The sequence below is a fragment of the Nocardia bhagyanarayanae genome (assembly GCF_006716565.1).
Lineage (GTDB): Bacteria > Actinomycetota > Actinomycetes > Mycobacteriales > Mycobacteriaceae > Nocardia > Nocardia bhagyanarayanae.
Map to the genome: position 1 here is coordinate 668,726 of NZ_VFPG01000001.1, position 23,293 is coordinate 692,018.

Here is a 23,293-nt window from a genome sequence, read left to right on the forward strand (position 1 = left end):
GAACACGCGCGCGCCAGCGCGCAAAGAACACAGATTAGCCTTTTCTGCGTAGGGGCGGCAGATTTTGGTGCCGCGTGTCTTGCCTCGAGATCATCGAATGTGCACTACTGTTTCGGAAAGTGGGCGGTGTCGCGAGCCGACGCGATAAGGAGGTAACGGTGCGTGAACTTCGAGTGATCGGGGTGACGCCCGACTCCACGCACATCGTGTGCATCGACACCGAGTCCGGCCAGAAGTTCCGGCTGCCCGCAGACGACAAGCTACGAGCCGCCGCGCGCGGAGACCTCGCCCGATTCGGCCAGATCGAGATCGAAATGGAAGCGTCTATGCGTCCTCGCGATATCCAGGCCCGTATCCGTGCCGGAGCCTCCGTGGAACAGGTCACCGAAGAATCCGGCATGCCCGCCAGCCGCGTCGAGCGTTTCGCCTATCCCGTGCTGCTGGAGCGCGCCCGCGCCGCCGAACTCGCCCAGAAGGCGCACCCGGTTCGCCCCGACGGCCCCGCCGTGGAAACCCTGATCGATATCGTCACCGCCGCGTTCACCGAGCGCGGGCACACGCTCGAGAACGCCGAGTGGGACGCGTGGAAGGACGAGAAGGGCTTCTGGGTCGCCCAGTTGCAGTGGCAGAACGGACGTTCCGAGATCGCCGCGCACTGGCGTTACCAGCCCGACGCGCACGGCGGCTCGGTCTCACCGCTCGACGATCCCGCCGCGGATCTGATCGATCCCGATTTCGGCCGCGCGCTGCGCGGCCTGGCGACCGTCCTGCCCCCGCAGGACGAGTTGGAGGCGCCGGCGCCCGCCGAGCCTGTCGCCGAGCCGCGCAAGGAAACTCCGGCCGCTCCCACCGCGCGCCCCGCGACGGCCCGGCAGCCGCAGCCGACCCTGGACGAGTACTTCGAGCAGCGGGCCGTGGCCGCGGGCGGTAGCGCGGCGGCGATCCCGGCCGCGAGCACTGGCACCGCGACACCGGCGGCGAACACCAACACCGCCCCCGCGGCCAGCGCCAAGACCGCCCCGGCGGCCAGCGCCAAGACCGCGCCCGCGGCGAGCACGAACGCCACCCCGGCGGCGAGCGCTCCCACCACCAGCGCACCGGCCGCCGCCGCGAACACCTCGGCTCCGGCCGCGAACACCGCGCCCACCGAGGAGAACACCAAGGCGGGCAACGGCAAGTCCGCGCCCGCCAAGCCGAACCGCACCAAGCGCGGTAAGGCGCCGATGCCGTCCTGGGAGGACGTGTTGCTCGGCGTGCGCAGCTCGGGTCACTGACCGAACGCGCCGCGGTTTTCGGCGCACCCGGAAGTTTGCTGGATTACCAGTCCAGGTTGCTGGCTCGTAGTTTCACCCGGAAATCTCGACCGCGCCCCCGAAATTCTCTTCGCGCTGGCGTGTTCCGTTGCCGAAGGTGCGTCGCGGGTCGTCCGAGGCGAGTAGATTTTCCGATGTGTCGAAGACGACGTGCGCCGTTGTCCGACACGGGCGGTAGCTGGAAGTTCGCGGAGTAGTTTCGTGCGACCATCGGGAGGTGCCGGAAATGCTGTCCAAAGCCTCGTCTCTCTGGTATGTCGACGCCCCCGACCCGTTGGCGGTTCTGCGCGCCGACCACGACCCGGAGCCCGAGGCCGCGCTGGCGCTCGCCAAACAGCTCTACGGCGACCACGATGTGGTGCCGAAAATGGTCGGCACGCTCGGCGGCTGCGCGGGCCCGGACGCCGACGAGGTGTATATCGGCTGCTATCCCGGTGTCACAGTGCTGTGTTCGGCGCAGGTCGCGCTGCCGAGGCCGACGCGTTTGCCGGAATTGCTCGTGCGCCCACTCGCCTCCGACCACACGTATCTGATCTCGTTCGACACCGTCATCGGCTGGGGCGCGTTCGCCCATTGGGAGCGCGGGGAATTCCGCCGCTCGTTCAGTTCGACCAGGGTGAACATCCTGGAGGACGAGGGACTTCCGCTGGTATGGGAGCGGCCGTACTGGGCGGGCGAGCATCCCGTTCGGTGGCATGCCGGAGAATTGCCGGACCCGCAGACGCTGCCCTTCGACCCGCCCGATTTCGCCGACGCCGCCAACAACGAATGGCTCGGCTTCCACTACCGCGCTCCCTCGCCGCAGGGCGCGCTGATGCCCGGCGACATCGCGGTGTGCGGATTCACGCTGTACCCGAAAGGCGAGGCGCCGGATCACACGACGTTGATCGGCCCGGAAGTGATCGAGCCCGCGATCAAACCGAGGCGTGGTCTGTTCGGTTGGCTGCGCGGCGGAGATCGCGTCGGCTGAGGGTCACCGTCTCGGCCGCCGAATGTCCTGGCGCCGGATCGCCCGGTGCGGATCGCCCGGTGCGGATCGCCCGGTGCGGGATCGCCCGTGCCGGATCACTCAGTACCGGAGTCACAGCGCCGGAGCGTCCAGCGCCGCGTCATCACAGCGCCGCGTCATCACAGCGCCGACAAGCCCTCGACGATCAGCGCCACCCACCCGAGCACCACACCGACACCGCAGCCGAGCAGCACCCACCTGGTCACCGGCGTGAACCGCGAGCGCCACGCGGTCGGCGCCGCGCCGCCGGCGGCGACCAGGTTCACCGCGACGGCCAGCAGCGGATGCACCTCGGCGAGCGCGATCCCGAACGCGTAGACGGCCACCGCCGCGAGCAGCGCCACCATCACCACCACGGTGATGCCCGCCGCCCATGGCGTCGGGTCCTGCGCGGGCGGATAGCCGCGGTACGCGCCGTTCGTCGGGTGATCCACCATGTCCTCGTCCCTCACGACGTTCTCACTCGTTCATAGAACGCCATGGCCGCGGCCGTGGCCACATTCAGCGAATCGGTGCCCGGCGACATCGGAATGCGCGCGCGGACGTCGGTCGCCCGCATCGCCTCCTCGGTGAGGCCGGGCCCCTCCGCGCCGAGCAGCAGCGCGACCCGCTCGCCCGTCATCGCGGCGGCCAGATTCGGCGCCGCGGGATTCGGGGTGAGCGCGATGATCTGAAAGCCTTTGCGGCGCAGCAGTTCCAGGCCGTCCGGCCAGTCCGGGACCGTCGCGAACGGCACCCGAAGGACATGCCCCATCGACACCCGGACCGCGCGCCGGTACAGCGGATCGGCGCACCGGTCCCCGAACAGGATCGCCTCGGCGCCCAACCCCGCCGCATTGCGGAACATCGACCCCAGGTTCTCGTGGTCGTTGACGCCCTCCAGCACGGCGACGGTCCGCGCGCCCTCGGTCACCTCGTCCAGCGTCAGCTCGGCGGGCCGCCGCGCCACCGCGAGCACCCCGCGATTGAGATGGAACCCAACGACCTCCGCCATCACCTCGGCCGTGGCACGGTAGAACGGCACATCGACCTCGGCCAGGTCCTCGGCCAACTGCTCGTATCGCCGCGCGACACCCATCAGCGCGCTGGGCCGGAAACGCGAATCCAGCATCCGTTGCGCGACCACCACACCCTCGGCGATCACCAACCCCTTGCGTCCAGGCAGGTCGGGCCGACGATCCGCCGACGCCAGGTCGCGAAAATCATCGACCCGGGAATCGCTGGGATCATCGATATCGATCACTTCGGCCACCGCCATATCCTGCCCGTCCCCGCACCCCCGCCAGAAACCGCCACCCGCGAATCGTTCGTTCCGCGTTCCGCGTTCCCCGACCGGCTCAGTGGCGCAGGAAATTCCGGTGCGCGGCGGTGTGCATTCATGGGACGATCTGCCCATGACGCTCGTACCAGGCATCACCGTTCGATCGGCGACCGAGGCGGATGCCGCGGGGATTCGGTTGCTCGTCGAGACCTCGTTCGGAACCCGGTCGGACGAGGCGTGGCTGGAGCGGGCGGCGCAATTGTTCGCGCCGCTGGACTCGATCGTGGCGGTGGACGGTGATCGCGTCGTCGGGCATGTGCGGTCGCGGGAGATGATCCTGACCGTGCCGGGCGAGCGGACGGTGTCGGCACGCGGCATCGCCGGGGTCGGTGTGGCGCCGACGCACCGCAGGCGCGGCATCCTGCGGGCGATGTACATCGAACAGCATCGCCGCACCGAGGCGCAGGGCCTGCCGCTGACCATCTTCACGGCCAGCGAGGGCGGCATCTACGGTCGGTTCGGCTACGGTCCCGCGGTGCGCCAGAACGCGGTCACCATCGACCGTCGGTTCGCCGAATTCCTGCCGACCACACCGAATCCGGGCGGCGTCGAGCTCGTCGCGCTGGCGGACGTCACCGAGCGGGTCCGCGAGATCTACGACCGCTGGCGCAGGCTGACGCCGGGCGCGCAGGTACGGCCGGACGCGTCCTGGGGCAACCTGTTCGCCGATCCGGAGCGGTTCCGCGGCGGCGGGTCCGATCTGTTCACACTGCTGCACCCGGACGGCTACGCGCTGTACCGCTACCACCACGAAGCCAGGGAGATGACCGTCGAGGTCGCCGAGATGCGTTCGGTCACCGCCGACGCGCACGCCGCGCTCTGGCGGGCGCTGTTCGGCCTGGACCTCGTCACCCGGATCACGGCGGAGCTCAGCGACAACGATCCGCTCCCCTACCTGCTGACGAACCCGCGGCTGGTCCGCACCACCGCCCGCTACGACGGCCTCTGGCTGCGTCTCATGGACGTCCCCGCGGCCCTCACGGCCCGCGACTACCGGACCGATCTGGACGTCGTCCTCTCCGTCACCGATCCGTTCCGCGAGGCGGGCGGCGTCTTCGCGCTCACCGTGCGCGACGGACGCGCCGAGTGCGCGCCCACCGACCGGGCCGCCGACATCGAACTGGGCATCGACGTGCTCGGCAGCATGTACCTCGGCGCGTACCCGGCGCGCGTATTCGCGGCGGCTAATCGGTTGCAGGCCAAGGATTCCGGCAAGCTGCGCGCGCTGGAGGAGGCGTTCGGCGCCGATCGGGACGCGGTGCTGGGTTGGTTCTTCTGACGCCGGGCCGATTCTTCCGACGAAGGGGGCCTGTCCCGCAGGCCGACGCGCCCGGCCGTGAACTTCCCCGCGGCCGGGCGGGGGCTGGCATTCTGGAGATATGAAGCCGCTTCAGCTGATCCTCAACATTCTCTGGCTCATCTTCGCCGGATTCTGGATGGCGCTCGGCTACATCCTGGCCGGGATCATCTGCTGCATCCTGATCATCACGATCCCGTTCGGCATCGCCTCGTTCCGCATCGCGGCCTACGTGCTGTGGCCGTTCGGCCGCACGACGGTGGAGAAGCCCGGCGCGGGCGCGGGCTCGCTGATCGGCAACATCATCTGGTTCATCGTCGCGGGCTGGTGGCTGGCCATCGGCCACCTGCTGACCAGCATCCCGCTGTTCCTGTCGATCATCGGCATCCCCTTCGGCTGGGCGAACCTGAAGTTCATCCCGCTCTCGTTGTTCCCCCTCGGGCGCGAGATCGTCGACAGCGACCAGCCGTTCGCCGCGAGGTAGGGACGCACCTCTCCCCAGCCGGGACGGCCGCGCGAAGCGCACTACTCCGATTCGGAGACGATCTGCTTCATGATGGCGACGGCTCGGGTGAGGATCTCGAGCTGGTCGTCGGTGAGGGTGGCGAGCTGTTCGGTCATCCAGGCTTCGCGGGCGCTGGCCTCGTCGGCGATGAGTGCCCGGCCGGATTCCGAGAGGGAGACGATGATTTGGCGGCCGTCGGTGGGGTGCGGCTTGCGCTCCACCAGCTTCAGGTCGGTCAGCGACGCGATGACCCTGGTCATCGACGGCGGCTGCACCCGCTCCTTGGCGGCGAGCGCGCCGGGCGTCATCGCGCCCTCGCGCGCCAAGGTGGCGAGTGCCGAGAGCTGGGTCAGCGAGATCTGTGAGTCCGCGCGCCGTCCCCGCAGATGTCGCGTCAGCCGAACCACCGCCAGCGAGAGTTCACCGGCGAGGGCTCGAACATCCGATGACGTTGTCACAGTGGCAAACGATACGGGAACCGCTGGGTGCGGCATGCCGGTTCCCGCCGCTACGCTGAGCCCGTGACCCAGAAAGTGCCGGAGATCCCGCCGCGGCTGACCGATCCGCGACCGGTGCTCGCCGTCGGCAGCGCGCTGTGGGTGGTCGCCACCCTCGTGGTGTTGGCCGGACCCGAGAGCTGGGAGTCGGCGCTTCCGGTCTGTCTGATGGGTCTGGTGGTCGGCCTGATCGGCTCGACCATCTTCCTGATCCAGCGCCGCGGCGCCCGGCGCGGCGACAAAGGCGCGCAGACCGGTCTGCGCTGATCAGCTCACCTGGAATTCCGCGCTCACCCCGGTGAAGGGGCGCAGCACGCCGTCGGCGCCGAGGCTGTCGGCGAAGTGCACGAACCGGTACTGCCCTGGCTCCGCGTCGGCGGGAACGTCCCAGGTGAACCGGGCCACCGATTCGGCGGACCCGCGCTTGCTCCAGTGATACCGCACCGCCCACTCCCCCTCGTTGGCGGCGCGCACCCAGCCGGTTCCGGTGCTGCGCTGCACCTCGAGGAAGGTGCCGTTGCGTCGCGGGTTGTGCTTCGGATGCGCCGAAACGAATTCGGCGACAACGCGTTCGCCGCGCGCACAGGAGGCGGGCTGGGTCAGCACGTCGCCGAAGGCGCGGCCCGGCGGGGTGGCGTCCGGGCCAGGCGCGGGCACGAAGTTCGGTTGCAGGTTCGACACGTCGCGCGGCGCGGGGCCGCGCGCGACCGTCGTTCCTGCGGCCAAAGCTGTTGCCAGACGGTGGAATTCCTGCTGGTAGGCGGGCAACGTATAGCGGCCGTACAGCGTCGAGGCGCCCTCGTACTGCTGGGCGTCGTATTCCTCGGGCGTGGTGACGTATTCGTGATAGGAGTTGGCGTACCCCTGGAGCAGCACCTGTTCCAGGTCGACGCCGAGCGCCTCCGCCACGGCCCTCCGCACCCGCAGCCCGGACACGATGGTGAACTCGCCGCCCGCGGCCGCCAGGTACAGCTCGCCGATCCGCATCAGCTGGATCGGCACCACGCTCGGCACCCACGGCACCGGCGGGAGCAGACCGAGCGGCACGGCGATCGCCTTGGGCGCCTGGGCATCCGCGAGCCAGGCCGGCGCCGGTTGGTTCGGATCGCCGAGCGCGCCGAGGAACGGGTTGCGCACGCCTTCCGGGATCGGGCCGCCAGGCAGGCCGGGACCGTCCTCGACGCTGCCCGCGATCAGCGAGACGCCCGCGGCGGCCGGAGCTGTGTGCCGCGGTTGGCCGTCGGGGGTGAATCGGCCGTCGACCGCGATGTTCGCCAGGTCGATGTAGCAGAGCAGGGAGTCGACGGGTCCACTCATCGCGCGCGCCGCGTTCAAGGCGTTCTTGGCGGCGCTGTATTGGCGTTCACCGATGATCCGGGTGTTCTCGAACTCGTCCTCGGTCGGCCCTGATCCGGGACGCAGATTCAGGTTCGGCGACATGTCGCCCGCGTTGGTCTGGGCGAAGGCGGACACGAAATCCGGTGCGCCGTCGAGGTATCGGACGCCGTGGTCGGTGTGCTCGTGGGCGAAGGAGGCGTAACCCTTGTTGTCGCCGCTGATCAACCGGTTGGCGTTGGTCATGGACGTGTTGTGGGTCGCGAACCAGGTGATCGCGCCGATCCGCTTGCCGCCCTTGGTGATCGAGAGCGCGGTCACCGCCGGGTCGATGGCGCCGGGGAAGTAGGCGCGATCGGCGGCGGGGTTGCGATCGAAGGCGACGCGCGAGCGGTTGACGCTGGCGTCGTGCAGTTCCGCGCGGCCGAGCGCGAGGGAGGCGGGCCCGAGATCGGCGTGCGCGGCCGCGATGGCCTCCACGATCCCGTTCACCTCGGCGTCGTACACCTGCTGCTGGAAGCCGAGGATGGAGAGGTTGTAGGCGTAGTCGTGGCTGGAGCCACCGCAGGTCGCGTGCGAGTGGGTGGAGGTGAGCAGCACGTTCTGCTCGGTGTAGAGATCGCCGAAGCGGCGGGCCAGTTCGAGCAGCACGCCGCGGTGCACCGACTGGAAGATCATGCCGTTCTCGGCGACGACGAAGACGACGCGCCGCCCACCCGCCGCGATCACGTACGCGCGCGCCCGCGGGCGCAGGTGGATGCCCGCGGTGGTCTGCTCCAGCTGGGAGTAGCCCATCATCCCGCACTCGGCGGCCGGGCCGGTGATGTCGGAGATGCCGACGCCCACCTGATAGCCCGAGTCCGGCGCGGCGGCGGCGAGACCCGCGGTCGGTCCCGATCCGATCGTCGTGGCAGCGGCGAGCGCGGCCGAACCCGCTGCGGTTCGGGCGAGCACCGTTCTGCGTGACACCGGCATGCGAGCCTCCCTTCGTCCGTTTGGCAGCGAACCACACAACTGGACGCACGTCCAGTCCAGATTTTTCGGCGGCGCGAATTGACTGCGCGCGCCGCGAGCGCTTAACTCGCTGAGGTGTCCTCCCGATTGAGCGTCGAAGAACGACGGGCCCACCTTATCGAGGCCGCGATCGGCCTTGCCGAAAAAAAGGGCGTGGCCGGTGTGACCACGCGTGATGTGGCTCAAGCAGCCGGTGTCTCGCTCGGTGTGGTGCATTACTGTTTCGAAAATAAGGACGCGCTGATGACCGAGCTGGTCAAGGCGTTGTCGATGGAATTACGCGATTCCGTCGACGCCAATGAAACAGTTTGGCAAGACGTCGAAAGTGGAAAAGAAGCGCTTCAAAAATTGGTGCGCGCCGGACTCGAACTCATGTGGCTGAACATCGAAGCCACACCGGAACGACAACTGCTCACTTACGAAACAACCACTTATGCGTTGCGCGAAGGGGAACAGACCCCGAAGAAACTCGCGATCGCGAGGGAGCAGTACGCCTTCAACGACTCCACGGTCGCCGACATCCTCGATCACGCGCGCGACGCCACGGCCACCGCGTGGTCGGTGCCGGTGCAGACCTTGAGCCGGTTCACCCTCAACGTGATCGACGGCATCGTGCTGCGCTGGTTGGTCGACAACGACAGCGAAGCGGTGCGGGTGCAGCTCGATCTGCTGAGCGAGATGCTCGCGGGGTACGCGACCTAGGCGTACCTCCGGGCTGCGGCCATGCGCGGCGGGCGGATCGCGTCCGGCTGGTGTCGACCAGGCGTACCTCCGCCTCCGCTGCGGCCATGCGCGAGCTTCGGGTGGACTGCGTCCGGCTGTGTCGTTAGGCGATGACGCCCGGGACGCGGATGTGCGTCTCGGTCCCCACTCGCCACCAGGGCACCGACACTGTTCCCGTCACCGCTCCCGAGAGCCGCACGCGCAGGTCCTCGTGCAACACCAGCTCACCCTCCTGCGGTGCGAGCGAGAACAGTTGGCGCAGTACCACTCCCAGCGGTTCGGCGGACCAGGACGTGCTGCGGCCGGTGCCGAGCACCTCGGCGGTCACCGACTCCGATACCAGGGGGAGGTCGAGCAAGGTCGCGAGGCTCGGGGCGGTCTCTTCATCGCCGAGCACCAACCGATCCGGCGGCAGCACGAGGCCGAACCACGGTAGATCGAGCACCATCGCGTCGGCGGCAGGCACGGCATCGCCGGACAGTGCGCGCACCCGTTCCGGCAGCACCAGCTCGGTGAGGTCCAGACGGGACGCCGCGGCGGCCAGGTGGCCGTGGGTGCGCGAAACGATCTGCGGCTCAGGGTTGTTCGCGGGGTCTGCCAGTGCGGCGAGCAGCGTCTCGGCGAGGTCCGGGGTGATTCGGTCCGGATCAGCGAGGACGGAGCGCAACACCTCCAGGTCGCCGTGGCTCAGGCCGGGCACCGCGAAATGCGGGAGGAGTCCGGCGAATTCGGCATCCCCCGGATGGAGATGGTGTCCGAGCGGGATGCCGTCGAGGCGGGCGTGCCTGCGCAGCCACCACGCGGTGTAGCCGTCCGGATCGGCGAGCAGACGCCTGGTCTTCGGTACGGCGAGCAGCTGGTGCAGCGCGTCCGGCCAGGCGATGTCGTCGATCAGGTCCAGGTCGCGGACGGCCGCGAACTCGGCAGGCTCCTCGGGCAGGCTCGCCCACCAGGCCTCTTCGTCGTCCAGATGGTGATCGGGCCCGGTCGGGTCGGACTCCGCGACGACGCCGAAATCCCAGCCGACGCCTACAGCCCGAAGCGCCTGCGCGCCGTACTCGTCCACGATCTCCTTGGCGACGGTGCCCAGCGGCGCGTCCTCGACGAGCAGCGCGTACAGCGGCGCCTCGGGCAGCAGCAGCTCGTCGGCGGGCAGCAGTTCGCCTGTGGTGTCCGGCAATTCGATCGAGCCGAGCCAGGGCGGAAGCGCGTCCGGATCGGCGTACGCGGCCAAACGGAGCACCGCGTCGACCAGGTCGGGGTCGTCGGGATGGTCTTCGAGGTCCGCGTGCAGCGCCGGGTCGGCGAGCAGGTCGGCAGCGGTGGCCGAGCGGGCGCCGAGCCTGGACAGCAGCGGGTGCGCGGCCTCCGGATGGACCAGGCGCGCCCAGTGCAGCGGGATGGCGACCTCGAGCATGTCGTCGAGGACGACCGTGCGCGGACCGGTCACCAGGCGGCCGTCGGCCAGCGGAACAGCCAGTGCGCCGAGCTCTTCGGCGGACAGCGGGTCGACGACGAACGGCTCCAGCGCCGCGTACCAATCCCGCCACCAGGCGGGCGGGCGCTCCACGCCGCCGGAGAGCTCGGCGAGCCGGGCGAGGCCGAGGCGGTGCACGTCGAGGACCGCGAGGGCCTCGGTGTGGGCGCGACCCGAGAGTTCGGGGATGAGCAAGGGGCCGGCGATGTCGTCGAGGAGGTCGGCCAATTCCGGTGTGAGGTCGGGGAAGACGCTCGCGCGGGCGGGTACCGCCGTCGGGATTTCGCTCGAGCCGACGGCAGGGGATGCGCCGGGGCCGGACTCCGGGGCTTCGGCGACGTGGCCCGGCTCGGCGGCGAGTTCGGAATCGGCGGCGAGGCTGGGGGTCGAGGGCTTGCCGACCACCGGAAGCCAAGAGTGGGTTTGCAGTTCGCTGATGAGGGCCTCGCGGAGCAGGCCGTCGACCTCGCTGCGGGCGAAGCCCGGTGTGGGGACCAGGACGAGACGGTCGGTCGGGGGCAAGGCCCGGGCGAACTCGGCGTAGCCGGAGGCCAGTTCGGCGACGCGGGCGCCGGGTAGCAGGCGGCGCCGGTCCGGTTGCATCGGAATGTCGGCGATCAGCAGGGCCGGGAGGGACAGTTCCTCGTCGGAACGCGTAGGTGCGCGCAGGACGTCGTGCGGTGCGGCGTGGGCTTTGCCGTCGCGCAGCGGCAGCAGCCATCGCGCGCGGGCGGTGCGGAACTGCCACCACGCTCGGCGGCGCCCATCCGGGCCCGTCACCTGTAGTTCCTGGAGGCCATCGCCGAGCTCGCGCGCCGCGGAGGTGAACTCGTCGTCGCCGATCCGAATGGATTGCAGGGCGGGCAGTTCCAGGAGCAGATCCGCGGCCTCTTCGCGCATGGCGGCGAGCAACGCGTCGGCGTCGATGTCGTCGTGCAGGCGCAATACGACTTCGGTGTCGAAGTTCGGCGTGGGAAGGGCCTCGAGCGGCCAGGTCAACCGGAGCGCCGGAGGTTGGAAGTCCGGCGTAGCTATCCCCTGCTGGCGCAGGGCCTCTCGCGTCCTGGCGCGGGAGAAGTGCAACGAGCCCGTGGTGGAACGGAATTCGATGTCGTCGCTCACCGCGAGTACGGCGGTGAAGCCGACGCCGAACTTGCCGACGGAGGCCGGCTCCGCCTTGCCGGAAGCGCGCAGGGCGGTGAGCGCGTGGACGCCGGAAAGTTCCAAGGGCGCACCGGTGTTCGCAATGTACAGGGTGCGACCGTCCAGCCGGACGGAGACGCGCCCCGGGACACCCGCCTTGGCCGCGGCATCGGCGGCGTTCTGCGCCAGCTCGGTCAGCAGGCGATCGCGGTAACCGGCCCGGACCAGATCCGCCTCGGTGGCGGCATCCTCCCGCAGCCGGGTCGGCGAATCACGCCAGGAGGTGAGGACGGCGGCGCGCAGCCCCTCGGTGCCGAACAGGTCGGCCGAGCCCGTCAGTTCCGCGGCGATGACCCGGACTCCGGTCCCGCGTCGGTTTCGCTCTCCGCCGCGTCGTCAACTGCGGCGAGGTCACCCGATGCCAACGGCTGCCCCGTGTCGGTCTTCGAATCGAACCCGGCGGCAACATCGTTCGCAGCGCCTTCGGCCTCGCCCTCCGCCGCGGCAACATCCGCGGCGAGAAGGTCGCGCGTCGGCGACGACTCCGCCGCCTCGGTCACCGACTCGGCGGCGCTCGGCTCCGAAGTCTCCGGTGCGTCGGACACGGGTGCGGGGGCGGCCTCAGCTACGGTCGAGCCCGCCGAAACACCGGCGTTGGCATCGGATTGCGCGACCGAGGAGTCTTCGAAGGACTCCGCGGCCATCCCGTCGCCGGCGTCCGAGCCGCCCGGCGCCACGCCCTTTTCGGCATCGACCGCATCTGCGACAACTGCCTCGGCCGCCGTCGCATCGGCAATCGCCTCCGGCTGCGCCTCGGCCGCGGCAGCTTCGGCGACCGCATCCGACTCCGCCCGCTCCACGCCCACAGCACTCGTCGTGGCTTCGCCTTCGACAGCCGCTTGCCCGGCGTCCGCGACTCCCGGCTCGCCAGCGTCAAGCGACGGGGCCTTCTCAGCCCTCACATCGCCAGCGGTCGCATCCGCGTCGGCGGCCGTCTCCGACACCAACGGGGCCACCTCGCCGCTCATCTCGGCAGCGTCCGCCTCGGCGGCGACAGTCTCCGTTTCCGATCGGACGATTTCGGCACTCACGTCGACAGCGCCGTTCTCCGGTGCGGCGGCAGTCTCCGGCAGCGACGGGGCCTTCTCAGCGCTCGCGTCCGCAGCGCCGTCCTCGATCGCGACACCGGTTTCCGGCACCGACTGGGCGACTTCGACAGCGGCCACCTCAGCGGAAGCACCTTCGTCCGCAACCTCTTCGGCAGCGGACCGCTCCCCCTTGCCCAATTCCTCCGGCGGAATCACGTCGAACGCCGCGTCGTCGTAGGCCTCGTACAGCGGCGAACCGTTACCCGTCGGCGCGACGACATCGGAGTGCGCGCCGCAGCCGTATTCGACGTGCACCACGTGTCCGTCCGCGCCCATCGCGTTGCCGCAGACGCCGAAAGCGGCGCGCAGGGCGCCCGCGAGCGGGAGGTAGAAGCCGCACTTGCCGCAGGTGGACGGCGCGGCCTTGGCCATCTCGGTGTCGGGGCCGTATTCGGAGTACCAGCGTTCGGCGGCCTCGATACGGCCTTCCTCGCTGAGCACCTTGGTGCGGCCGAGGCCGATCTCCAGCGCGACCTCGTCGACCTCCGGGTCGCCGCTGGTCACGTAGCCGGGCACCAGGCGGGGGTCGTCCTGCGGCGGGGCGAGCAGGTCGCCGGGCGCGAGATCGCCCGGGCGGATCCGCTGTTCCCACGGCACGAATTCGGGCGCGACCAAGGCGTCCGGGCCGGGCAGCAGCGCGGACTCGCTGACCGTCGCGTGGTCCGCGCCGGGCGGGGCCGCCACGACGACGGCCCACTGCCAGCCGCGGTAGCCGGGCAGGGTGGCCTCGAAACGGTGGGTCGCCGCGCTCTCGTCCTCGACGCTCACACCGAGGTGCGCGCCGACGGCGGAGGGCTCCAACTCCAGGAGCGCACGGCGGGCCAGGTCCGCGGCTTCGGCAAGGACCGGCCGGACGTCGGGCTCCGAAACAGATACTGCGCTCACGGCCTACATTTTGCCGTATGGAGCGGAATCGGCGTGCGTTGGCCATCGGTGTGCTCGTCGGCCTGCTCGCGACGTGCGGTTGCGGCGCCGACGAGCCCGAGCCGCCGCGGCTGCGGATCGAGGTCGTCGGCACCCGGCCGCACGATACGGAAGCCTTCACCCAGGGCCTCGAGGTGCACGGCGACGTCCTCTACGAAGGCACCGGACTGCGCGGTCGCTCCACCGTCCGCGCGACGGATCTGCGGACCGGCACCGAACTGGCCCGCGCCGAACTCCCCGCCCGGTATTTCGGCGAGGGCATCGCCAAAGCGGGCGACACGCTGTGGCAGCTCACCTGGCAGGACGGCACCGCTTTCGCGCGCGACCCGGTCACCCTCGCGGCCCGGGCCGAGGCCGCCTACCAGGGCGAGGGCTGGGGACTGTGCGCGCGGAACGGCCGGTTGATCATGAGCGACGGCACGAACACACTGACCTTCCGCGACCCGGCCACCTTCGCCGCCACCGGTTCGGTGACCTTGAAGAACCGCAGGGGCGCGCGTCTGAACGAACTCGATTGCGCGGCGGACGGTTCCGTCTACGCCAACGACTACCCGACGAACCGGATCCTGCGCATCGACCCGGACACCGGCGAAGTGCTCGGCATCGCCGACGCCGCCGACCTGCTCACCCGCGAGCAGCGCGCCGAGGCAGACGTGCTCAACGGCATCGCCCAGCTCCCGGGCACCGACCGGTTCCTGATCACCGGGAAGTACTGGCCGACCGTTTTCGAGGTCCGTTTCGTGCCCGCCTGAGTCGCGGACGGACGCGAGGAACGTCACTATCGCCCCCCAACGGGGAGCGCCGGTGCGTTCCCGTCGCCGTAGTACGACAGAATTGAGGAGTGACTACTCCGCGCGATCCCTTCGGTCCCGAGCGTGGTCCATGGGATGGCGAGGAGGCGCCGATCGAACGGCATCCCGGCTACGACCGGTATCCCCCGCCCAACGCGCCCGCCCGGCGCAGGCCGCTGCCGCCGCTCGATCCCAGCCGCAACGCGCCGCAGCGCGGCCCGCTCGGCCCGTTGCGCAAACCGCCGCCGGAACCCGACCCGCACGCACCAACCCGCAGGATCGGCCGCCGCGGGCAGCCCGACGAGCCGACACGCAAGACCTCGCGCCGCGTCTTCCCGCAGCAGCCCGCCGACACCAAGCGCTTCGAGGCGCCGGACCTGCCGCCCGAACCGGCGCAGCCGGAACCAGCCGCACCGCAGAGCGAGCAGCGCACGCCGCGCAAACTGACCGTCACCAGGGTCGCCGCGCTGCGCGGCCGGGAGCTGACCGAGAAGGGCATCGCCACCTTCCAGCGCGCGGCCAAGGCCGACGGCGCGGACAAGTCCGGCCTCACCGCGCTGACCTACGCCACGATGGCGAACTTCGCGCTGGACGCCGCGATCGCGGTGTCGCTGGCCAACACGCTGTTCTTCGCGAGCGCCACCGCGGAGAGCAAGTCCAACGTCGCGCTGTACCTGTTGATCACCATCGCGCCGTTCGCGGTGATCGCGCCGCTGATCGGCCCGCTGCTCGACCGCTTGCAGCGCGGCCGCAGGCTCGCGCTCGCCACCTCGTTCGGCGTGCGAGCCGTGCTCGCCGTGGTGCTGATCTTGCAGTTCGACACCTGGGCGCTGTATCCGCTCGCGCTGTGCATGATGATCGGCAGCAAGTCGTTCTCGGTGCTCAAGAGCGCCGTGACACCGCGCGTGCTTCCACCGGACATCGACTTGGTGCGCACCAATTCCCGGCTCACCGTCTTCGGTCTGGTCGGCGGCACCATCGGCGCGGGCACGGTCGCGGCGCTGATCGCGGCGATCGCGGGATCGACGGGCGCGCTCGTGCTCGCCGTGCTGATCGCGGCCGGGGGGACCTACCTGAGCCTGCGCATCCCGCGGTGGGTGGAGGTGACCGAGGGCGAGGTGCCCGCGACCCTGAGCTACCACGGCGACGACGCGCACACGGAGATACTGCGTGAGGGCGCCCAGTCCGCCGTGCCCGCCCGTAAACGCAGGCAGCCGCTCGGCCGCGCGGTCGTCACCGGACTGTGGGGCAACAGCGCAATCCGCGTGCTGACCGGCTTCCTCACCTTCTACGTGGCGTTCGTGGCCAAGGCGACGGAGCACCGGCCGGTGCAACAGGCGGCGATGCTCGGCGTGGTCGGCGCGGCCGCCGCCATCGGCAACTTCACCGGCAACGCCACCGGAGCCCGGCTCGCGCTCGGCAGGCCATCGCTGATCGTGCTCGGCTGCACCGCCGCGTGCACCGGGGTCGCGGTGTTCGCGATCTTCGCCGACAACCTGCTCGGCGCGGCGGTGGCGACCTTGGTCGCGGCCGGCGCGAGCGCGCTGGCGAAGGTGTCGCTGGACGCGTCGATCCAGGACGATCTGCCGCCGGAGTCGATCGCCTCCGGCTTCGGCCGCTCGGAGACCGTGCTGCAACTGAGCTGGGTGGTCGGCGGCGCGGCGGGCGTGCTGCTGCCGACCGACTACTGGAAGGGCTTCGCGGTCGTTTCGGGAATACTCGTGGTCGGACTGATCCAGACCTTCGTCAGCTACCGCGGCCACTCGCTGTTGCCCGGCTTCGGCGGGAACCGGCCGCAGCACGCGGAACAGGAAGTGCCCGCGGCGCGGAAACCGCACGGCGACGGCATCCAACGAGAAACGGGAGATCCGATCTGGTGAACAAGCTCTCTGGCCGCACCGTCGCGGCGCTTGTCGGAGTCGCGCTGACGCTCGTCGTCGCCGCCGTCGTCGTCGTGGTGACCGTGGCGGTGCGCAACGCCCCCGAGCACGACCCCGAGATCACCGCCTACGCGCACGGCAAGGCGGTGACCGTGCCGCCGTACCAGTACTGCGACATCAGGATCGTCGGCGAAGAGCAGCTCGACCTGTCCAATTGCCGCCAGGGCGAATCCATTGATCTAGAGGTGCCCCCCGGTTATCCGCTGCAACTGTCGCTGCCGTCCTCGATCGCGGACGCGCCGTGGCTGGCGCAGCTGGTCTACGCGCTGCCCAACGGCGACATCGTGGATCGGGTCATCAGCCACAACGACTATCCCGACGCCCTCGCGCTCACCATCGATTCGCGTCCGCTGCCCGAACTCCGGCTCATCGGTGTGGAATTGCAGCTGCCGGTGCCCGCGATCGACGAGAGCGGCAGGGAGACAACCGTTCCGCACGCCGCCTGGTCGATCCGCACGGCCTGACCGCTCGATCCGCCGGGCGCACACGGCATCCCGGCGGATCGGCCGAAATGCGTACCCCACCTTCGCTTCGGCCATGCGCGGGCTATCGACGGACTACGTCCGCTGTGTCGATCAGTGGTCGAGTTCGCGCGCGACGGCCCGGACGACCTCGGAAATGGTGCGGGCGGACTTGCGATCCGGGTACCGGCCCTTGCGCAGGTCCGGCTGCACCTTGGTCTCCAGCAGGGTGATCATGTCCTCGACCATCCCGTGCAGCTCGTCGGGCGTGCGGCGCGGGCCCGCGGGCTCCTTGCGGGCGTTGCGGTCGCGATCCTGGCCCTGCCGCACCGACGGCGGCGCCTCGAGCAGCTTCAGGCTCAGCGCCTGCGGCCCGCGACGGCCCGCGGCCATGCCGAATTCGACACGCTGCCCGGGCTTCAGGCCTTCGACACCGTCGGGCAGCGCGGACGAGCGGACATAGACATCCTCACCCTCGTCCTGGGAAAGGAAGCCGAAGCCCTTTTCGACGTCGTACCACTTCACCCTGCCGGTCGGCACTGCGCTCACCCGTTCATCATTCGACACCCGGACCCGGTCGGTCCGAGCACATCCGTCTGCTCGAAACTGCGCGGCGAATCCCCGCCGGGAGCAGCTCCTGTCAGTTTGCGAAAAGAACGCGCCCCACAAGCCTGTAGGACGCGATTGTCATCGAGTCTACCCCGGTGGCAATAACCGAAGCACATCAGTTTTACGGTCGAGAGGTGACGAACCCTTCCGCGCCGCCGCCGCCGAGCGACTCGCCGCGCCGCTCCGGAGATTGGTTGTTGAAGCTCGCGCTCGCTCTGTTCGCGATCGGATTGCTGGCGATCATCGCGATCTTCCTGACGCCGATACTCACCGACGGCCTGCCGGGACTGTGGCTGTACCTGCTCGCGATGCTCGCGCCGGTCGGCTTCCTCTGCGCGCTGGTGTTCGCGCTGTGGTCCGGCCGCCGGTCCAGATGACCGCGAACTGGGTACCCGACCGGTTCGTTACCCACTCCGAGGTGTGATCCTCGTCACATCACGGATAGGTCACGGAGCGGCAACGATGGCGGACCAGCGGCGTGGCGTACCTCTCTAGCTGCGCAGAAGCGACCTGGCTCACGTCGAGACCACTTCGAGACCCGCGCGTACACGCCGGTTATCAAATGGTGATTTTTCGCGCGGATCGACGTACGGTCTATCCCAGCCGGGACACCCGGCACCACCGGCCCGCCGCACCGAACCTCGCCCCGCGGGTACCGGACCCCGACGGAAACAGGGGCGAGGGCGGGACGGACGACCTCTCAGTCCGAACCCGAGCGAAACCTCGCAGGTGCGGACGAGAGGAAGACACCCGATATGAGTGGACGCCATCGCAAGCCGACCTCCACCGGGCGCACCGTAGCCAAGGTCGCCGTCACCGGCGCGATCTTCGGCACCGCAGGTGTGGCCCTCGCTGGAAACGCCAGCGCGGCTCCCGACTCCGACTGGGATCGCCTCGCACAGTGCGAAGCCGGCGGCAACTGGGGCATCAACACCGGCAACGGTTTCCAGGGCGGCCTGCAGTTCTCCCCGAGCACCTGGAACTCGCACGGCGGCCAGGAATTCGCCGCCACCGCCAACCAGGCCTCCCGCGAAGAGCAGATCGTCGTCGCCGAAAAGGTCCTGGCCTCGCAGGGCTGGGGCGCTTGGCCGTCGTGCTCGGCCAAGCTGGGGCTGAAGAGCGCCCCGACGCCGCGCAGCGCTCCGGCCACCGCGGAGACTCCGCGCTGGAACCCCGAGCCGTCCGCACCGCAGGCCCAGGCCGCCGACGCCAACCAGGAGATCTTCCAGGCCGTCGACCGCGCGATCGCCGCGGTGCAGCAGCAGGGCGTGCAGATTCCGCAGCCCGCACTCGATTTCTTCAACGCCGCCAAGGCGAACGGGGTCACGCTGGACCCCGCGGTCGTGAACTTCTACGAGGCGAACAAGGGCCTGCTGCCCTCCTGAGTCTCGTTCACACACAAGGCGTACCTCCGCATTCGCTCCGGCCGCGCGCGTCTATCGACGGACTTCGTGCGGCAGTACGAACAAGGCCCCCGCATCAACGAGGATGCGGGGGCCTTGTTCGTACCTGCGGCCGTGTCGGCGAGGTCAGCGGTTGATCACCGTGTGCGGATGCACGTAGGCCAGCTGCTCGGCCGGGACGGGAAACTCGGTGTCCTCGCCGTAGGGAGACAGACCACCGGAACGGGTCGACGAGAGCTCGGTGACCGCGTGATCACCATCGGCCACCTGGGGCCAGCCGTTGTCGACATAGGGTTTCTTCGATTTGTTCACCACGCCCTCATGCTAGCGGGCGCGGGACAAGTGTCCTGGCCCGGCAGGGGAAGCGACGCCGCACTAGGCTGGATCGGATGACCGTGACCAGTGCCCTTGCCGCGTGGCTCGGGGCGCGCAGCGACGACCAGCTGGTGCAGCTGTTGCAGCTGCGGCCCGATCTCGCTGTGCCGCTGCCCTCCTCGATGGCGGTGCTCGCGGCGAGGGCCGAACAGCGCGCGTCGGTGCTGCGCGCCACCGACGATCTGAACACCCTCGACTTCGCCATCGTGGAAACTCTTGCCGTGCACAGCGCCTCGCGGGCTCCGGGCGACGGCACGCCGCTGACCCGAAAGGCGCTGCACGCGCAATTGAAAGGACGCGCGACCAAGGCCGCGATCGAGGAATCGCTCGACCGTCTGACGGCCCGCGCGCTGGTCTGGCTCGACGGTGACGATCTGCACTTGGTCGCAGCGGCGGCCGAGGCGCTGCCGTGGCCGATCGGCAGCACCACCGAGCTGCCCGACGCGCTCACCGAAGCCGAGGTCGTCACGGCGCTGGCCGCCGTCTCGCCCGCCGAACGCGCCCTGCTGGAGAAGCTGGCGAGCACCGGTCCGCGCGGCCGCACCAGGGACGCAGCGCCGGGCACCCCGGCCGACCGTCCGGTGCAGCAGCTGCTCGCGCGCAGGCTGTTGCACCGGATCGACGACGAGACCGTGGAACTGCCGATCACGGTCGGCCAGGTGTTGCGCCGCGAGCCGGTCACCCATCCACACTCGCTCACGCCCCCGAAGCCGGAGCCGGCCAAGTACGCACCCGCCGACGTCAACGCCGTCGCGGCGGGCGAGGTCGGCGAGCTGCTGCGCCACTGCGCCGACATCATCGAGGCGCTCGGGCAGACGCCCGCACCCGCACTGCGCGCGGGCGGACTCGGCGTACGGGAACTGCGCCGAGTCGCCAAGCAGACCGGCGTCGACGAGACGCGGGCCGGCCTGCTCGTCGAACTGCTCGCGGCCGCGAAGCTCATCGAGAAGGGCCAGCCGGACCCACCGCCGGATTTCGACTCCGTGGACGACTACTGGGCGCCGACGCCCGCCGCCGACGCCTGGCTGGACGGGCCCCCCGCGCGGCGCTGGACCGTGCTCGCGATGGTGTGGCTCGATCTGGACCGGATGCCGTGGATGATCGGCATGCGCGACGCGAACGACAAACCGCTCGCCGCGCTCTCCCTGGAACTGCGCACCCCGACCGCGCCGCGGGACCGGCGCGCCGTTCTGGAACTGCTCGCCGAGTTCCCGTCCGGCAGCGCGCTCGATCCCACCGACATCGGCCGCATCCTGGCCTGGCGACAGCCGCGCTGGCGCAGGCACTTCCGGCGCGAGGCGATCGAGAACACGGTGCGCGAGGCGGCCGAGGTCGGTCTCGTCGGACGCGGCGCGCTCGGCTCGCCCGGCCGTGCGCTGCTGCACGGCGGAGTGACCAGCGCGGCGGACGCCGAGGCCGCCATGGAGGAGGCGCTGCCCGCCCCGGTCGACCACGTCCTGGTGCAGGCCGACCTGACGGTGATCGCGCCCGGCCCGCTGACACCCGAGCTGCAACAGCGGGTCGCGCTCGTCGCGGACGTCGAATCGGCGGGTGCGGCAACGGTTTATCGCATCGGCGAGGACTCGGTGCGGCGCGCGCTCGACGCCGGGCTGACGGCCGCCGAGCTGCACACGCTGTTCACCACGCACTCCCGCACGCCGATCCCGCAGGCACTGACCTATCTCATCGATGACGTGGCCCGCAGGCACGGCAGGCTGCGCGCGGGCATGGCGCAATCGTTCGTGCGCAGCGACGACCCGACGCTGCTCGCGCAGGTGCTGGCGGCGCCGGTCGCGGGCGCGCTCGCGCTGCGCGCGGTGGCGCCGACCGTCGCGATCTCGCAGGCGCCGCTCGGCGAAGTGCTCGAGCAGCTGCGTGCGGCCGGATTCGCGCCTGCGGGCGAGGATTCGGCGGGCGCGATCGTGGATCTGCGCACGCGCGGCGCGCGGATCTCGGTGCGGCCGAACGCGCGTCAGGCCTACCGGCCGTCACCGCCGAGCACCGAACAACTCGAGCTGCTCGTCGCCGAACTCAGGGCGGGAGAACGGGCGGCGAGCGCCCGCTCGGGTCAGTCGGTGCGAACCGACGGCACCAGAACGAGCACGGCCGCCACACTCGCGCTGCTGCAATTGGCGGCACGGGTGCGGCGGCCGGTCAACATCGGCTACGTCGACGCCTCGGGCGTCGCGTCCCAGCGCGTCGTCGAGCCGTTGAAGGTCGGCAACGGGCAACTCGACGCGCTCGACCCGGTGACGGGCGCGGTCCGGCACTTCACGTTGCACCGGATCGCATCGGTCGCGCTGCTGGAGTGATCAGCTGTTGGGCTTGCCCACGCAGAACAGGGTCTTCGGGTCGGACACGGTGATGAACTCCGTGGCGCTCTCGCAGAGCAGTTCGTCGGTCTGGCCGTCGACACGCTGCAGAACCTTGAAGGTCGCCTCGGTCGAAGAGCAGTCGACCCACTTGTACGGCGAGGTGCCCACGTCGTTGTAGCAGCTGCCCTGCGCGAAGTTCGGCGCCAGGCACAGGAACGCGGTGCCGCCGCCCGCCAGCTGTTCGGTGTAGCTGGTGTATTCCTTCGACGCGCATTCGGTCTGCTGGTCGAAGCTCTGGTGCACCTTGTACACGGCCTTCGGCGAGGAGCACTCGACCGGCTCGCCCTCGGTGGCGGTGGGCGAGTTGTCGGTGATGTTGATGCAGTCACCGACCTTCGTCTTGGCCACGTCGGACTTGGTTGCGTTGTCGATCGTCGAACAGCCGGTCACCGCGGCCGCGAGGGCGGCCACCGCCAGGAGGGCGAGCACGACACGTGCCAGCAGCCTCGTTCCTGGGAACTTCACGGGAAAACCTCTCTCACCGAATACGTTCACGGGCGTGAACGCGGTGAGGATACCCGCACGATCGCGGTGGCCGCATCAGCTCGGTCCGGCGCGGGGCCCGCGCGAGGCCGTAGCTGGTTCAGAGAATGGTGCCGTACATCCCGAGGAGGGCGAATCCCAGCACACGCGGGAGCAGCTGACCGAGCATTTGCAGACCAAAGTAGTTCACCGGCAATGCCTTCCACAGATCGTCCACTTGATGGACGTTCGTCCAATACGTCGACTCTGTCGTCGGCGCACGGCGTGTCGTTACGCTTGGCAAGTATGACGCTCGAGGACGTCGCAGGCGACCTGTACGCAGTGGAGCCCTCCGAGTTCGTCGCGGCGCGCGCCGCACGAGTCGCCGAGGCCAAGGAGTCCGGCGACAAGGAACTCGCGGCCGCCATCGGTAAGCTGCGCAAGCCGACGGTCACCGCATGGACGGTGAACCTGCTCGCCCGTTCGGTCCCCGACGAGGTCGACGCCCTGCTTCGGCTCGGCGACGCCCTGCGCGCGGCGCAGCGCGAACTGTCCGGCGACCAGCTGCGCACGCTGACCGCGCAGCGGCAACAGGTCGTCAACGCGCTGTCCCGGCGGGCGGGGGCGCTGGCCGCCGAGGCGGGCAAACCGGTGAACGAAGGCGTGCTGCGCGAGGTCGGCCAGACCCTGACCGCGGCACTCGCCGACCCGGAGGTCGCCGATCAGGTGCGCACCGGCACGCTGGCCACCGCCGCGAGCTACGAGGGATTCGGTCCGGCCGGGCCGGAGCTGGTCGCGATCGACGGCAAGGGCTCGGCGCCCGCGAAGAAGCAAGGGCGCAAAGAACCCAAGGGCAAAGAACCGAAGGCCGAGGAACCCGAACCCGATGCGGAGGCTCTTCAGGAACTGGAAGACGCCCGCGCCGCGCTCGAATCGGCGAACGCCGCAATGGATTCGGCGCAGCGGGAGGCCGACGAGACGGCGGCGCGGCGCACCGAGATCGAGGAGCGGATCACCGCGCTGCGCGCGGAACTAGAGCACGCCGAACACGAGAAACAGTTCGCCCGCACCGCCGAACGCGGCGCGCAGGACGAGCTGCGATCGGCGCAGCGGCAACTCGACCGGGTGCGGCGCTGGGTGGCTCGGGCGCAGGCGCGTGTGGAGGGCTGAG

21 protein-coding genes and 1 pseudogene are annotated in these 23,293 nt (G+C 70.1%); 13 read left to right on the forward strand and 9 right to left on the reverse strand.

What is annotated here, in order from left to right:
• Positions 1–158 precede the first annotated feature (158 nt).
• Together sepH and FB390_RS02395 are read left to right on the forward strand one after the other, a co-directional pair.
• A complete protein-coding gene (gene sepH / locus FB390_RS02390; protein WP_141807474.1) occupies positions 159–1,274 on the forward strand; it encodes a septation protein SepH in 1,116 nt (371 codons plus the stop codon).
• Between the two features lie 265 nt (positions 1,275–1,539).
• A complete protein-coding gene (locus FB390_RS02395; RefSeq protein WP_141807475.1) occupies positions 1,540–2,283 on the forward strand; it encodes a DUF6928 family protein in 744 nt (247 codons plus the stop codon).
• Positions 2,284–2,441: 158 nt separating this feature from the next.
• Here the strand turns inward: FB390_RS02395 and FB390_RS02400 are convergent, their stop codons facing one another.
• Positions 2,442–2,759, reverse strand: coding sequence for a DUF2537 domain-containing protein (locus FB390_RS02400; protein WP_141811496.1), 318 nt, complete (start codon positions 2,757–2,759; stop codon positions 2,442–2,444).
• An 11-nt stretch (positions 2,760–2,770) separates the two neighbouring features.
• Entirely contained in the window at positions 2,771–3,580 is an 810-nt protein-coding gene (locus FB390_RS02405; RefSeq protein ID WP_425465836.1) for a TrmH family RNA methyltransferase, read from the reverse strand.
• A 136-nt stretch (positions 3,581–3,716) separates the two neighbouring features.
• Here FB390_RS02405 and FB390_RS02410 point away from each other — a divergent pair, with 136 nt between their 5' ends.
• Together FB390_RS02410 and FB390_RS02415 are read left to right on the forward strand one after the other, a co-directional pair.
• Positions 3,717–4,922, forward strand: coding sequence for a GNAT family N-acetyltransferase (locus tag FB390_RS02410; protein ID WP_141807477.1), 1,206 nt, complete (start codon positions 3,717–3,719; stop codon positions 4,920–4,922).
• A gap of 100 nt (positions 4,923–5,022) precedes the next feature.
• Entirely contained in the window at positions 5,023–5,424 is a 402-nt protein-coding gene (locus FB390_RS02415) for a YccF domain-containing protein (protein WP_141807478.1), read from the forward strand.
• A 41-nt stretch (positions 5,425–5,465) separates the two neighbouring features.
• Here FB390_RS02415 and FB390_RS02420 read toward each other — a convergent pair whose 3' ends face one another.
• A complete protein-coding gene (locus FB390_RS02420) occupies positions 5,466–5,939 on the reverse strand; it encodes a MarR family winged helix-turn-helix transcriptional regulator (protein ID WP_185756923.1) in 474 nt (157 codons plus the stop codon).
• 27 nt (positions 5,940–5,966) lie between these two features.
• Between FB390_RS02420 and FB390_RS02425 the strand changes: the two genes are divergently transcribed.
• Positions 5,967–6,209 (forward strand): DUF2530 domain-containing protein, encoded by a 243-nt coding sequence (locus tag FB390_RS02425; protein WP_141807480.1) that lies wholly within the window; start codon positions 5,967–5,969, stop codon positions 6,207–6,209.
• Here the strand turns inward: FB390_RS02425 and FB390_RS02430 are convergent, their stop codons facing one another.
• The gene (locus FB390_RS02430) at positions 6,210–8,252 is read right to left on the reverse strand and encodes a neutral/alkaline ceramidase (protein WP_141807481.1); all 2,043 of its coding nucleotides are present in this window, start codon (positions 8,250–8,252) and stop codon (positions 6,210–6,212) included. It lies immediately after the preceding gene.
• A 126-nt stretch (positions 8,253–8,378) separates the two neighbouring features.
• Between FB390_RS02430 and FB390_RS02435 the strand changes: the two genes are divergently transcribed.
• Positions 8,379–8,993, forward strand: coding sequence for a TetR/AcrR family transcriptional regulator (locus FB390_RS02435; RefSeq protein ID WP_246123821.1), 615 nt, complete (start codon positions 8,379–8,381; stop codon positions 8,991–8,993).
• Between the two features lie 124 nt (positions 8,994–9,117).
• Here the strand turns inward: FB390_RS02435 and FB390_RS02440 are convergent, their stop codons facing one another.
• The gene (locus FB390_RS02440) at positions 9,118–11,973 is read right to left on the reverse strand and encodes a sacsin N-terminal ATP-binding-like domain-containing protein (RefSeq protein WP_141807482.1); all 2,856 of its coding nucleotides are present in this window, start codon (positions 11,971–11,973) and stop codon (positions 9,118–9,120) included.
• A gap of 806 nt (positions 11,974–12,779) precedes the next feature.
• Positions 12,780–13,667, reverse strand: a pseudogene (locus FB390_RS34705) (DUF3027 domain-containing protein); the annotation flags it as partial.
• Positions 13,668–13,684: 17 nt separating this feature from the next.
• Here FB390_RS34705 and FB390_RS02450 point away from each other — a divergent pair.
• From FB390_RS02450 to FB390_RS02460, 3 genes are all read left to right on the forward strand, one after another.
• Positions 13,685–14,458 (forward strand): glutaminyl-peptide cyclotransferase, encoded by a 774-nt coding sequence (locus FB390_RS02450; protein ID WP_141807484.1) that lies wholly within the window; start codon positions 13,685–13,687, stop codon positions 14,456–14,458.
• 89 nt (positions 14,459–14,547) lie between these two features.
• The gene (locus FB390_RS02455; protein ID WP_246123822.1) at positions 14,548–16,377 is read left to right on the forward strand and encodes an MFS transporter; all 1,830 of its coding nucleotides are present in this window, start codon (positions 14,548–14,550) and stop codon (positions 16,375–16,377) included.
• Positions 16,374–16,901: a DUF2771 domain-containing protein gene (locus tag FB390_RS02460; RefSeq protein ID WP_141807485.1), complete on the forward strand. Its 528-nt coding sequence runs from the start codon at positions 16,374–16,376 to the stop codon at positions 16,899–16,901. The genes FB390_RS02455 and FB390_RS02460 overlap by 4 nt, the downstream gene beginning before the upstream one ends.
• 111 nt (positions 16,902–17,012) lie before the next feature.
• On the opposite strand, the gene FB390_RS02465 is transcribed toward FB390_RS02460, so the two are convergent.
• A complete protein-coding gene (locus FB390_RS02465; protein ID WP_185757196.1) occupies positions 17,013–17,438 on the reverse strand; it encodes a cold-shock protein in 426 nt (141 codons plus the stop codon).
• 203 nt (positions 17,439–17,641) lie between these two features.
• On the opposite strand from FB390_RS02465, the gene FB390_RS02470 reads away from it, so the two are divergent.
• Both FB390_RS02470 and FB390_RS02475 read left to right on the forward strand, forming a co-directional pair.
• Complete coding sequence (locus FB390_RS02470; protein WP_141807487.1) at positions 17,642–17,884, forward strand: hypothetical protein; 243 nt, start codon at positions 17,642–17,644, stop codon at positions 17,882–17,884.
• A gap of 378 nt (positions 17,885–18,262) precedes the next feature.
• Positions 18,263–18,892, forward strand: a complete 630-nt coding sequence (locus FB390_RS02475; protein ID WP_141807488.1) for a resuscitation-promoting factor Rpf1 domain-containing protein — start codon at positions 18,263–18,265, stop codon at positions 18,890–18,892.
• A 144-nt stretch (positions 18,893–19,036) separates the two neighbouring features.
• Here FB390_RS02475 and FB390_RS02480 read toward each other — a convergent pair whose 3' ends face one another.
• Positions 19,037–19,225: a hypothetical protein gene (locus tag FB390_RS02480; RefSeq protein WP_067840224.1), complete on the reverse strand. Its 189-nt coding sequence runs from the start codon at positions 19,223–19,225 to the stop codon at positions 19,037–19,039.
• 74 nt (positions 19,226–19,299) lie between these two features.
• Between FB390_RS02480 and FB390_RS02485 the strand changes: the two genes are divergently transcribed.
• Entirely contained in the window at positions 19,300–21,597 is a 2,298-nt protein-coding gene (locus FB390_RS02485) for a helicase-associated domain-containing protein (RefSeq protein WP_141807489.1), read from the forward strand.
• On the opposite strand, the gene FB390_RS02490 is transcribed toward FB390_RS02485, so the two are convergent.
• Complete coding sequence (locus FB390_RS02490; RefSeq protein ID WP_246123823.1) at positions 21,598–22,125, reverse strand: LppU/SCO3897 family protein; 528 nt, start codon at positions 22,123–22,125, stop codon at positions 21,598–21,600.
• Between the two features lie 303 nt (positions 22,126–22,428).
• On the opposite strand from FB390_RS02490, the gene FB390_RS02495 reads away from it, so the two are divergent.
• Positions 22,429–23,292 (forward strand): hypothetical protein, encoded by an 864-nt coding sequence (locus FB390_RS02495; protein WP_141807491.1) that lies wholly within the window; start codon positions 22,429–22,431, stop codon positions 23,290–23,292.
• Position 23,293 lies beyond the last annotated feature (1 nt).